At 67.7% G+C, this 11544-nt stretch carries 11 protein-coding genes; 4 read left to right on the top strand and 7 right to left on the bottom strand.

The genetic code is table 11. The annotated features are described in order from the left end of the window. The first annotated feature begins 3 nt into the window (after positions 1–3). Both MF6396_RS06605 and ssuD read left to right on the top strand, forming a co-directional pair. A complete protein-coding gene (locus tag MF6396_RS06605) occupies positions 4–1104 on the top strand; it encodes a sigma-54 interaction domain-containing protein (protein ID WP_078479933.1) in 1101 nt (366 codons plus the stop codon). Positions 1105–1203: 99 nt separating this feature from the next. Next, positions 1204–2343 (top strand): FMNH2-dependent alkanesulfonate monooxygenase, encoded by a 1140-nt coding sequence (gene ssuD / locus MF6396_RS06600; protein WP_043864439.1) that lies wholly within the window; start codon positions 1204–1206, stop codon positions 2341–2343. A gap of 38 nt (positions 2344–2381) precedes the next feature. Here the strand turns inward: ssuD and MF6396_RS06595 are convergent, their stop codons facing one another. The 7 genes from MF6396_RS06595 to MF6396_RS06565 all read right to left on the bottom strand — a co-directional run bounded on the left by MF6396_RS06595 (position 2382) and on the right by MF6396_RS06565 (position 9865). After that, complete coding sequence (locus tag MF6396_RS06595) at positions 2382–3434, bottom strand: methionine ABC transporter ATP-binding protein (protein ID WP_078479932.1); 1053 nt, start codon at positions 3432–3434, stop codon at positions 2382–2384. Between the two features lie 73 nt (positions 3435–3507). After that, positions 3508–4278, bottom strand: a complete 771-nt coding sequence (locus MF6396_RS06590) for a MetQ/NlpA family ABC transporter substrate-binding protein (RefSeq protein ID WP_078479931.1) — start codon at positions 4276–4278, stop codon at positions 3508–3510. A gap of 92 nt (positions 4279–4370) precedes the next feature. Then, positions 4371–5036: a methionine ABC transporter permease gene (locus MF6396_RS06585; protein WP_078479930.1), complete on the bottom strand. Its 666-nt coding sequence runs from the start codon at positions 5034–5036 to the stop codon at positions 4371–4373. Beyond that, positions 5033–6406: an LLM class flavin-dependent oxidoreductase gene (locus tag MF6396_RS06580; protein ID WP_078479929.1), complete on the bottom strand. Its 1374-nt coding sequence runs from the start codon at positions 6404–6406 to the stop codon at positions 5033–5035. Before MF6396_RS06580 ends, MF6396_RS06585 begins: the two co-directional genes overlap by 4 nt. A gap of 9 nt (positions 6407–6415) precedes the next feature. Beyond that, on the bottom strand, positions 6416–7639 hold the full coding sequence (locus tag MF6396_RS06575) for an SfnB family sulfur acquisition oxidoreductase (RefSeq protein WP_078479928.1): 1224 nt from the start codon (positions 7637–7639) through the stop codon (positions 6416–6418). Between the two features lie 262 nt (positions 7640–7901). Beyond that, complete coding sequence (locus MF6396_RS06570; protein WP_078479927.1) at positions 7902–9113, bottom strand: YeeE/YedE family protein; 1212 nt, start codon at positions 9111–9113, stop codon at positions 7902–7904. A gap of 62 nt (positions 9114–9175) precedes the next feature. Continuing rightward, positions 9176–9865 (bottom strand): CPBP family intramembrane glutamic endopeptidase, encoded by a 690-nt coding sequence (locus tag MF6396_RS06565; RefSeq protein ID WP_052504326.1) that lies wholly within the window; start codon positions 9863–9865, stop codon positions 9176–9178. Positions 9866–10082: 217 nt separating this feature from the next. On the opposite strand from MF6396_RS06565, the gene MF6396_RS06560 reads away from it, so the two are divergent. Further along, positions 10083–10802, top strand: a complete 720-nt coding sequence (locus MF6396_RS06560) for an SDR family oxidoreductase (protein WP_043864432.1) — start codon at positions 10083–10085, stop codon at positions 10800–10802. Between the two features lie 101 nt (positions 10803–10903). Beyond that, positions 10904–11431: a UPF0149 family protein gene (locus MF6396_RS06555; protein ID WP_054916311.1), complete on the top strand. Its 528-nt coding sequence runs from the start codon at positions 10904–10906 to the stop codon at positions 11429–11431. Positions 11432–11544: the final 113 nt, after the last annotated feature.

Below are 11544 nucleotides of genomic sequence, written 5' to 3'. Positions count from 1 at the left end.
CCCATGCACCTGTTGACGCTCCCGCCATCGCCAACCCTGGCCACCTCGATCAGGGCCACCGCACAGGTGTTCGAAGACCCGAGGTCGCAGGCGCTGCTCGCCCACCTGCAGCAGGTCGCGCCGAGTGAGGCCAGCGTGCTGATCATTGGCGAAACCGGTACGGGCAAGGAGCTGGTGGCGCGACATATCCACAACCTCAGCCGGCGCCACCACGGGCCGTTCGTGGCGGTCAACTGCGGGGCGTTCTCCGAGTCGCTGGTCGAGGCCGAACTGTTCGGCCACGAAAAGGGCGCCTTCACCGGCGCCCTGGCGTCCAAGGCCGGCTGGTTCGAGGAAGCCGACGGCGGCACGCTGTTTCTCGACGAGATCGGCGACCTGCCGATGGCCATCCAGGTCAAGCTGCTGCGTGTGCTGCAGGAGCGCGAAGTGGTGCGCCTGGGGTCGCGCAAGAGCATCCCGATCAACGTGCGCGTGCTGGCCGCCACCAACGTGCAGCTGGAAAAGGCGATCAACGCCGGGCACTTTCGCGAAGACCTGTTCTACCGCCTCAACGTGGTCAGCCTGCAGTTGTACCCGCTGCGCGAGCGCCCCGGCGATATCCTGCCGCTGACCCGCCACTTCATGGCCAGCTACAGCGCCCGCCTGGGCTATGGCGATGTGCAGTTGAGCAGCGAGGCCGAGCACAAGCTGGCCAGCTACGACTGGCCGGGCAACATCCGCGAGCTGGAAAACGTCATCCACCACACCCTGCTGATCTGCCATGACGGCGTGATCCAGCAGGACGACCTGCGCCTGTCCAACCTGCGCATCGAGCGGCCCGAGGGCACACCCGCCCCGGACACATCCGCCAACGCCCTGTTGCAGCGCGCGTTTCAGAAGCTGTTCGAAGAAGAGCACGGCGCGCTGCATGAAAAGGTCGAGGAGGCGCTGCTGCGCAGTGCCTACCGCTTCTGCCACTACAACCAGGTGCACACCGCACGCCTGCTCGGCCTGAGCCGCAACGTCACCCGTGCCCTGCTGATCCGCGTCGGCGAACTGGTGGTGAACAAGCGCCAGCCGCCACCGGAGCCGAACGCCACACGCGTCATCAACCTGTCGATCTGACCCAGACTTGCCCAAGCAAGCAGCGACTTCACCCACCTTGCGTTGCACGCCGTCCCGGCCGGGGCGGTGGCCCATTCTTCCTGCAACGAGCACCCCACCATGAGCCTCGATATCTTCTGGTTTCTGCCCACCTCCGGCGACACCCGCTACCTCGGCCACTCCGCCAGCGGGCGCCCGGCCACCAACGCCTACATGCGCCAGATTGCCGTGGCCGCCGAGAACCTCGGCTATGACGGCATTCTCATCCCCACCGGCAGTAGCTGCCTCGACCCCTGGGTCACCGCCGCCAGCCTGGTGCCGGTGACCCACCGCCTCAAGCTGCTGGTGGCCCTGCGCACCTCGCTGGGCAACCCCACCGCGTCGGCGCGCCAGGCCGCCACCCTCGACCAGGCCAGCGGCGGACGCCTGCTGCTCAACGTGGTGCCCGGCGGCGATGCCACCGAGCTGGCCGCCGATGGCGTGTTTCTCGCGCACGACCAGCGCTACGACGCCGCCGACGAATTCCTCACCGTGTGGCGTCAACTGCTCAGTGGCGAACGGGTCGACTTTCACGGCGAGCACCTGCGGGTGGAGGGCGCGCAGAACTTCTTCGCGCCGGTGCAGACGCCCTACCCGCCGCTGTACTTCGGTGGCTCGTCAGCCGCCGCGCACGAGCTGGCGGCCAGGCATGTGGACGCCTACCTGACCTGGGGCGAGCCACCCGCCGCGGTGGCCGAAAAGATCGCCGACGTGCGCGCCCGTGCCGCCCGCCACGGGCGCACGGTGCAGTTTGGCGTGCGCCTGCATGTGATCGTGCGTGAAACCAGTGAACAGGCCTGGGCGGCGGCCGAGGAACTGATCAGCCACCTGGACGAGGCCACCATCGCCGCCGCACAGGCCAACTACGCCAGCATGGATTCCGAAGGCCAGCGGCGCATGGCCGCGCTGCACGGCGGGCGCCGCGACCGACTGGAAGTCTCGCCCAACCTGTGGGCCGGGGTCGGCCTGGTGCGTGGCGGCGCCGGCACCGCACTGGTCGGCGACCCGGCCACGGTGGCGGCACGGCTGCAGGAGTACGTCGCCCTGGGCGTGGACCGCTTCGTGCTGTCGGGCTACCCGCACCTGGAGGAAGCCTACCGCTTCGCCGAACTGGTGTTCCCGCTGCTGCCCGGCAAAAGCAAGGTGACGGTGGATGGCGCCTTCACCGGGGGCGCCTTCGACGTGCGTGCCGGCCAGGCCAGGCCCGCCGCCAGCCAGTAACGGGCAGGGCCCGGGCTACCCGGTGCAGGCGGGTCGGCTCAGGCCCGTGCGGCCACCCGCTCGACGCTGTCGGCCACTGTGCGGGCCTGCTGCAGCACCTGCGCACACACCTGTTCAGGGGCCTCCACGCGCACGCGCAGACGGCCAAGGATACGCCCCTGGATACGCTCGATATTGGCCTGCACCAGGTGGGTCGGGTAACCCAGTGCCGCGCTGATCGCGCTCAGCTCCGGCGCCTGGCCACGGGCCCCGGTGTAATGCAGGTCGAGCAGCCAGTCGCCGGCGCTGGCTGAGGCCAGGTCATGGGCGCCGCCAGGGTGCAGGGTGCGCAGCAGGGTGCGGGTCACCTCGTGGCACGGGCAGCCGAACACCCGCCACACCTCGCCCTGCTCCACCACCTCGCCCGCCTCCAGCACCACCACGCGGTCGCACAGCTCGCGGATCACTTCCATCTCGTGGGTAATCAGCACGATGGTCAGGTTCAGGCGCCGGTTGATATCGCGTAGCAACGCCAGAATCGACTGGGTGCTTTGCGGGTCCAGCGCCGAGGTCGCCTCGTCGCACAGCAGCAGATCGGGCTGCAGCACCAGCGCCCGGGCGATGCCGACGCGCTGCTTCTGGCCACCGGACAGCTGTGCAGGGAAGGCATCGCGCTTGTCCTCCAGGCCCACCAGTTGCAGCATCTCGCTCACCCGCCGCTCGCGCTCGGCGCGGCCAATGCCGGCCAGCTTGAGCGGCAGGCCGATGTTCTCGCCGACGGTTTTCACCGACATCAGGTTGAAGTGCTGGAAGATCATGCCGGTGCGCTGGCGCTGACGGGCCAGTTGCGCGGTGTCGTAGCCGGCGATGTCCTCGCCGTCGATCAGCACCTGGCCGTTGCTGGGTTGCTCCAGGCGGTTGAGCGAACGCAGCAGCGACGACTTGCCCGCGCCGCTGCGCCCGATGATGCCGAACACCTCGCCCCGGCGTATCTCCAGGTTGATGTCGCGCAGCGCATGCACAGTGCGCTCGCGCCCCGGGTACTGCTTGCCGAGCCCCACCAGGCGGATATGCACGGCGCCTGCCAGCGGCTGTTGATTGAAACTGACCATGGATCAAGGCCTGCCCTGCGAAGGATGCGATTCGACCAAGGCCCGCGCTGTCGCCAGCGCAGGCCACCGGGGCTCAGAAGCCGGGCACTATCTGGCCCTTGTAGCGGGTCAGGATGAAGTCGCGCACCTGTGGCGAGTTCAGCGCCTTGGCCAGCTTCTGGATGCGCGGGTCATCGATGTTGTCGGGGCGTGCGACCAGGTACTCCACGTACAGGTCCTTGCCCTTCTCCACGATCAGCGCGCTGCTGGTATCGATGCCCGCCTCCAGCGCGTAGTTGGCGAAGACGAACGCCAGGTCCACCTGGTTCACCGCACGGGCCAGCAGCGCGCCTTCGAGTTCGCGAATCTTCAGGTGCCTTGGGTTGGCCGCGATGTCGCGCTGGGTCGCCAGGGTGTTGCTCGGGTCCTTGAGGGTTATCAGCCCGGCTTCGTGCAGCAGCACCAGGGCCCGCCCGGCGTTGACCGGGTCGTTGGGGATGGCGACGCTGGCGCCGTCCTTGAGCTCGGCGATGCTCCTGATGCGGGTGGAGTACGCACCGAAAGGCTCGATGTGCACGCCCACCACCGGCACCAGGTCGGTCTTGCGGGTGGCGTTGAATTCGTCGAGGAACGGCCGGTACTGGTAGTAGTTGGCGTCCAGGTTCTTCTCGGCCAGTTGCAGGTTGGGCTGGATGAAATCGCTGAACACCTTGATGTCCAGGTCCACGCCTTCGGCCGCCAGCGCCGGTTTGACGAACTCGAGGATCTCGGCATGCGGCACCGGGGTGGCACCCACCACCAGTTTCTCGTTGGCGTGCGCCGACAGCGACAGCACGGCGGCCAGTACGGCCAGGGTCTTCTTCATGGGCTTGCTCCTGAACAGGTAGAACATTGGCCGCCGTGGGATACGTGGGCCGGCGGCAGCGAAACCCGGCTGCCGCTGACGGGAAACACAATTCAACGCCGGGTGAAGCGCCGCACCAGCCGGTCGCCACTCACCTGCAGCACCTGTACCAGCACGATCAGCAGCAGCACGGTCACCACCATCACGTCGGTCTGAAAGCGCTGGTAGCCGAAGCGGATCGCCAGGTCGCCCAGGCCGCCGCCGCCGACCACCCCGGCCATCGCCGTGTAGTCCACCAGCACGATGGCGGTCACCGTCACCGCCGCAATCAGGCCGGTGCGCGCCTCGGGCAGCACGGTGTGCCACACGATCTGCCAGGTGCTGCCACCCATCGACTGGGTGGCCTCCACCAGGCCGCGGTCGACCTCGCGCAGGGCGATTTCCACCAGCCGCGCAAAGAACGGCGTACAGCCGATCACCAGCGGCGGTATGGCGCCGGGCACGCCCAGCGAAGTACCGGCCACCACCTGGGTGAGCGGGATCAGCACAATCAGCAGGATGATGAACGGCATCGAACGCAGCACGTTCACCACCACCGACAGCACGCGGTACACCAGCGGCGAGGCCAGCAACTGGCGCTGGCCGGTGAGGTACAGCAGCACCCCCAGCGGCAGCCCCATCAGCACCGTGAAACCCAGCGCGACGCCGAGCATGTTCAAGGTGTCGAGGCAGGCCTGGCCCACCTCGGGCCAGTTGACATGGGTCAGCAGCTCGCTCATTGCCCAGCGCCCCTGCGCAGCGCGGCGGCCGGGTGCGGCGCGCCCAGCCGGTCACCTGCGTCGAACAGCTTGTTGCGCAGCGTGCCCGGGGCGTAATCGCGCTTGAACAGGCCACGGGCCTGCAGCTCGGGCACCAGCAGGTCGACCACCGCCTCGAAGGTTTCCGGGGCCACCACGCTGGCCAGGTTGAAACCGTCCACGTCGGTGTCTTGCACCCATTCCTGCAACTGGTCGGCCACCGTCTGCGCCGAGCCCACCAGTACCGGGCCGTCACCACCGATGGCGCAATAGTCGGCAATTTCGGCGGTGGTCCAGGTGCGGCTGGGGTCGGCACGGGTGAAGGCTTCCACCGCCGACTGGATCGCATCGCTCTGCACTTCGCGCAGCACCTGGTCGCTCTGGTACTGGGCGAAGTCGATGCCGGTCCAGCCCGACATCAGCGTCAGCGCACCGCTGGCGCTGGCGTACTCGCGGTACTCGCGCAGGCGCGCCAGGGCCTGTTCATCAGTGGGGGCGACAATCACCGTAAGCTGCTCCAGCACCAGGATATCGCCCGGTGCGCGGCCGGCCGCCACCGCCGCAGCGCGCACCTGCGCCACCTGGTTCTTGAGCACCGTCTTGCTCGGCGCAGCAACGAACACGCACTCGGCGTTGGCCGCCGCAAACGCCCTGCCGCGCGTCGAGGCACCGGCCTGGTACAGCACCGGGGTGCGCTGGGGCGAAGGCTCGCACAGGTGAAAGCCCGGCACCTGGAAGAACTCGCCCTGGTGGCCGATGCCGTGCACCTTGGCCGGGTCGGCATACACCCCGCTGGCGCGGTCGGCGCGCACGGCGTCGTCTTCCCAGCTGGCCTCCCACAGCTTGTAGCAGACCTGCAGGTACTCCTCGGCCAGGGCGTAGCGCTGGTCATGCGACAGCTGTTCGCGCTGGCCAAGGTTGCGCGCCCCGCTGGACAGGTACGAGGTGACGATGTTCCAGCCGGCGCGGCCACGGGTCAGGTGGTCGAGCGTGGACATGCGCCGGGCAAACGGGTACGGGTGCTCGAACGACACCGAGGCGGTCACGCCAAACCCCAGGTGCTCGGTGACGGCGGCCATGGCCGGCACCAGCTGCAGCGGGTCGTTGACCGGCACCTGCGCTGCCGTGCGCAGCGCCTCGTCGGCGTTGCCGCCGTACACGTCGTAGGCGCCCAGCACATCGGCGATGAACAACCCGTCGATCTTGCCGCGCTCCAGGGTCCTGGCCAGCTCGGTCCAGTAATGGATGTCGGTGTAGCGCGTGGCCTGGTCACGCGGATGGCGCCACAAGCCCGGCGACAGGTGGCCGACGGTGTTCATGGCAAAGGCATTGAGGCGTATCTGCTTGGGCATGGTGGCGGCCTAGTTCCAGTCGTGACGCTGTGGCTTGGCCCCGTTCAAGGCCCAGTTGCCCACCAGGTGGTACTTCCAGCGCACGGGGTCGTGCAGGGTGTGCACGCGGGCGTTGCGCCAGTGCCGGTCGAGGTTGTGGCGCACCTGGGTGGAGCGCGTGCCGCCCAGCTCGAACAGGCGGTTGCTGGCCTCGATCGCCGCTTCGGTGGTCAGCACCTTGGCCTTGGCCACGGCCACCGAGGCCTGGGCCACCGAGTCCTCGTCGGGGGCCAGGCTGGCCCGGTCGAGCACCTTGCCGGCGCGCTCCAGCAGGGCCTCGGCGGCTTCCTGGCGAATCTCCAGCGCGCCGATCTGCACGATGGTCAGCGGGTCCTGGCTGGCCTGCTCCACGCCCGCATCGATCCACGGGCGGGCCTGCTCGCGGATGAAGGTGATGGCGTCGTCCAGCGCCGCACGGCCGATGCCGGCGTCGATGGCGGCGGTGGTCAGTTGCGCGAAGGGGCCGGCCAGGGTCGGGGTTTCGTACGAGCGGTAGGTGGGAAACAGGTTGAAGGCCGGCACGATCAGTTGCTGCGCCAGCACCGTGCCGCTGGAGGTGGTGCGCTGGCCGATGTTGTCCCAGTCATCGACGATCACCAGGCCCGGGGTATCGCGACGCACGAAGGCCAGTTGCGAGCGGTCCTGCGAGTCCAGCGCCAGCACCCCCAGCCAGTGCGCGTACAACGAGCCGGTGCAGTAGCCCTTGCGCCCGTCGATGCGGTAGCCATCGGCATGGGGCACGATGCGGGTCTGGATCTCCTTGACGTTCTTGCCGCCGGTTTCCGACAGCGCATTGGCAAAGCGGTGCCCGGTCAGCACCAGGTCGAAGAAGAAGCGCTTCTGCTCTTCGCTACCCTGCAGGCGGATGTCTTCGAGCAGGCAGTAGTGGTTCTGCGGTATCTGCCCCAGCGAAGGGTCGGCGGCGGAGATGATCGCGATCACTTCGGCCAGGGTGGCGAAGGACACCTGCGCCCCGCCGTATTGTTTCGGTACGGTGATGCCCCACAGGCCGCTGTTGGAGAACGCATCCACCACGTCGGCCGGGACCTGGCGGCTGCGGTCGCGCTCGGACGCGCCTTCGCGCAGCAGCGCGGCAACCCGATGGGCAATGGCGATGGCTTCGGCATCGTCACGGATGACGTGGGCATCCGGCTGGCGGATGTCGTAATGGGCAGAAACAGGGGTGGCAGTCATGGTCTATCTCGATGAGTACACAGAGTCACCCGTGAGATAGCACAACCCATGCCACTTGAATTTCACATATAAATCAATGAGTTACGTACAAAAGAAAGTGACATGGCTGGATGCACGGCAACAAAGTGTTGGCCAACTGTTCGCAGTGCAACAGTACGACAGCGGTCAGTTGCTACCCGTACACCGCGCGCCTATTCGCAGTAAAGGGCGGGCATGAAAAAACCGGCTACTGCGAGCCGGTTCCCATGCAGTACCGCCAGCCTCAGCCGCCGCTGGCTGCCACGCTCTTGCGTTCAGCCACGAAGAACAGCGGGCGAATCCGCACCCCCACCACGTTGCCGGCATACGCCGCCACCAGCCACAGCCAGCCATGCACGCTGCCCGAGGCGATGCCGCTGAAGTACGCGCCGATGTTGCAGCCATACGCCAGCCGCGAGCCGTAGCCCAGCAGCAGGCCGCCGATCACCGCGGCCAGCAGCGAGCGCATCGGAATCCTCAGGCTCGGCGCAAAGCGCCCGGCCAGGCCTGCTGCCAGCAGCGCCCCCAGCACGATGCCGATGTCCATCACCGTGGTCACGTCCTCCCACAGCGGTGCAGCCAGGGCCTTGGCGTTGCCCGGCATCTGCCAGAACGCCCAGCTGCCCACGTCCACGCCCAGCCCGCTCAGGGTCTTGGCGCCCCACAGGGCGAACGCCGAGGTGATGCCCCAAGGCCGGCCCGCCAGTGCCAGGGTCGCGTAGTTCAGCAGCGCCAGGCCGATCGCGCCCCACACCAGCGGCCACGGGCCACGCAGGAAGCGACGCAGGCCCTCATGCTGGCTGCCTGCCGGGGCCTCGAGGGCGCCGTGGCGACGCTTCTCCAGCACCACCGTGCCCCAGGCGATCAGCCCGAACACCACCAGGTTAAGCACCAGCGCGGGGGCCACGCCAAAGGTCTGCACCACGGAGGTGGCCGGGAACGACGGCAGCGCGAACCACCAGTCGGCGTGGTGGGTTGCGGTTACCGAACCGATGATGAAGAACAGCAGCGTCACCAGCATGCGCGCGTTGCCACCGCCCACGGTGAACAGTGTGCCCGACGCACAGCCGCCGCCCATCTGCATGCCGATGCCGAAGATGAACGCACCGAACACCACCGACACCCCGGCCGGCGCCACCAGCCCGGTCACCGGCTGGCCGAACAGCGTGCCGGTGCCCAGGGCCGGAAAGAACAGCAGCACGGCGATGGCCAGCATCACCATCTGCGCGCGCAGGCCGGCGCCACGGCGCTCATTGATGAACACCCGCCAGGCGGACGTGAAGCCGAACGCGGCGTGGTACAGCGTGAGGCCCAGGGCGGCGCCGACGATCAGCAGCAGCACCTGTTTGATGCCCACGCTGGCATTCAGAAAGACGGCGCCGACCACCAGCAATGACAGCGCAACCAGTGGCGCGCCGAGACGGCGCTCAGGCGCCGCGGAGAGAGAAAGACCCATGACGATACTCGGATATAGACGGAACAGGCCGCGAGTATACCGTCACCAGCCACCGTGCGGGCTCACGGATAGAACAGCGGGTACATCGCCAGTGCCAGGGTCGAGGCGCAGGCATGCATCGCCATGGGCACCAGCAGGCCGCCGGTTCGGATCCGCGCATAGGCCAGCATCAGGGCGAGGATGAACAACAGCACCACGGTCGACCTGAAGGTGTACTGCAGGTGGATGGCGGCAAACGCCAGGGCGCTGACCACGATCGCCACCACCGCCCACAGCGGCTTGCGGAACGGGAACAGGTTGAGCAGAAAATGCCGGAATGCCAGCTCTTCGCCCAGGGGGGCGAGCACGATGACCATGCTGGTCAGCAGCACGCGATCGGCCAGCGAACCGGCACCGAGCAGGGTCATGAACTGCAGCATGAACGGCTCGGCGGGCTGGTCGACCAGGGCGGCGTAGTTGTAGGCCAGCAGGTAGACCACCACCACGCTGGTCAGGCCAAGCCAGAGGGCCTTGTAGCTGAAGTTGGCCCCCCTGAAGGCATGCCCGGCCAGCGGGTTGCGCCGCAGCAACAGGTACAGCCCGCCGATGGCTGCACACGCCACCAGGTGGGCGCCGAACAAAGCCAGGGTGAAGTCCAGGCCACTGCCGAACAGAAAGGCGCCGGCGAACTGCGCGGTGAAGTACAGCAGCAGACCCAGCAGCGCGAGGCCGATGCGCTTGCCGGCGGTGCTGGCGATGTAAGGGGTGGTCACGGGACTTCCTTGTACGGGGTTGTTCACAGCGTTCTCCTTGGCGGGGGGCGCATTATGGCGAGTTTCGCGGCTGCTGCGCAGCCCATCGCCGGCAGCCGGCTGCTACAGGCTAAGCGCTCAAGTAGATTCACATCTGGATACATCCGGCCATTTGCCATTCCCCTCGCCCTCTGTTTGCATCCGCGCTCTCTCCCCGTGCAGACAAGGAAATCACCCCATGAAAACCCTGGTAGTCGGTGCCAGCAAAGGGCTGGGCAAGGCCCTGATCGAAGGCCTCGGCGAGGCGGGCGACACGCTGGTCGGCGTGTCGCGCACGCGCCCCGACGGCATCGCCGCCAAGGCCGGCGTGCAGTTGAACTGGGTCGAAGCCAACCTGGCCGAGCCGGCCAGCGCCGCGCACGCCATCGCCCAGGCTGTGGCAGAGCACGGCCTCGACACGCTGATCTACAACCTCGGCATCTGGGAAGAGCTGGCCTTCGACCCGGCCTACGACTTTCTCGGCGACAGCGACGCGCAGGTACAGGCCATCGTCAGTTGCAACATCACCGCCACCCTGCTGCTGATCAAGCGCCTGCTGCCCACCCTGCTGCGCAGCGCCACCCCGCGCATCATCCTCACCGGTTCCACCTCCGGCCTGCCCCAGAGCGGGCGCCCCGAGGTGGCCTTCGGCGCCTCCAAGTTCGCCCTGCGTGGCATCGCCGATGCGCTGCGCGAAGGCTACCGCGAGCAACGCCTGGCCGTGACCTGCCTGAACCTGGGTTACCTCAACACCGAAGACCCGCTCAGCACGCCCCGCGACGTGGCCGAGCAACGCGGCGAAGGCCAGCTGATCCCCGTGCACGACGTGGTGCAGGTGGTGCGCATGGCACTGAGCCTGTCGTCGGCCAGCTACGTCAAGGAGCTGACCTTGCCGGCCCTGCTCGACGAGCGCTTCTGAGCGCTGATCAGCACGCTGGATAAAAACCGGCGAAAGCGCCATCCTTCCCGCCTTTGACGCGCAGCCTGGCTGCGCCCACCGTTATGTGAAGGACCTTTTTCATGCAGACGCTCAACGACACCGACTTCGAGTTCATCGAAGACATCCTGCTGCAGTATGGCGATGACCATTCGGTGCTCAACGCCTCGGAACTGGACGGCTACCTCACCGCGCTGGTGTCCGGCCCGGCGCCTGTGGCTATCGACGACTGGTTCCCGGGGATCTTCGGTGGTCGCCAGCCGGAATGGGAAAGCGCTGCAGACTGCCAGCGCTTCGTCGAGCTGGTGACCCTGCACGCGAACAACCTGGCCCAGCGTTTCTCGCCGCGCTTCGAGGAGACCGAGCACAACGGCCAGCCGCTGACGCTGGCCGAAGAGTGGTGCTTTGGCTACCTGCGCGGTGCAGGCCTGGCCAACTGGCCGGCCTTGCCGGCGGCGCAGCAGGTGGCACTGGATGTGATCGAGACCTGTGCCGCACAGGACAACTTCGAACTGCCCGCCGACCTGGATGTGGCGCTGCATCGCCAGCGCGTGGCCGCCATCGAGCCCGCGGCGCGGGCGTTGCAGGGGTATTGGGCGACGCAGCGCTGAAGCGGGCGGCGGCGCCGCCCATCGCGGGTCGAGCCCGCTCCCACAGGTTCGGCGCAGTTCCTTGTGGGAGCGGGCTTGACCCGCGATGACGCCAGCACATACCCCAACAATCC

Origin of the sequence: Pseudomonas sp. MF6396, assembly GCF_002018915.1 — a bacterium.
Lineage (GTDB): Bacteria > Pseudomonadota > Gammaproteobacteria > Pseudomonadales > Pseudomonadaceae > Aquipseudomonas > Aquipseudomonas palmensis.
Note: the sequence above shows the minus strand (reverse complement) of the source record. Positions and strands in the feature narration are given on the sequence as shown.

What these genes read in the sequence shown, in the direction of transcription:
- MF6396_RS06580 (WP_078479929.1), bottom strand. Translation starts at nt 6,406, where the DNA reads ATGCCCAAGCAGATACGCCTCAATGCCTTTGCCATGAACACCGTCGGC.
- MF6396_RS06585 (WP_078479930.1), bottom strand. Translation starts at nt 5,036, where the DNA reads ATGAGCGAGCTGCTGACCCATGTCAACTGGCCCGAGGTGGGCCAGGCC.
- ssuD (WP_043864439.1), top strand. Translation starts at nt 1,204, where the DNA reads ATGAGCCTCGATATCTTCTGGTTTCTGCCCACCTCCGGCGACACCCGC.
- MF6396_RS06555 (WP_054916311.1), top strand. Translation starts at nt 10,904, where the DNA reads ATGCAGACGCTCAACGACACCGACTTCGAGTTCATCGAAGACATCCTG.
- MF6396_RS06560 (WP_043864432.1), top strand. Translation starts at nt 10,083, where the DNA reads ATGAAAACCCTGGTAGTCGGTGCCAGCAAAGGGCTGGGCAAGGCCCTG.
- MF6396_RS06570 (WP_078479927.1), bottom strand. Translation starts at nt 9,113, where the DNA reads ATGGGTCTTTCTCTCTCCGCGGCGCCTGAGCGCCGTCTCGGCGCGCCA.
- MF6396_RS06605 (WP_078479933.1), top strand. Translation starts at nt 4, where the DNA reads ATGCACCTGTTGACGCTCCCGCCATCGCCAACCCTGGCCACCTCGATC.
- MF6396_RS06590 (WP_078479931.1), bottom strand. Translation starts at nt 4,278, where the DNA reads ATGAAGAAGACCCTGGCCGTACTGGCCGCCGTGCTGTCGCTGTCGGCG.
- MF6396_RS06595 (WP_078479932.1), bottom strand. Translation starts at nt 3,434, where the DNA reads ATGGTCAGTTTCAATCAACAGCCGCTGGCAGGCGCCGTGCATATCCGC.
- MF6396_RS06575 (WP_078479928.1), bottom strand. Translation starts at nt 7,639, where the DNA reads ATGACTGCCACCCCTGTTTCTGCCCATTACGACATCCGCCAGCCGGAT.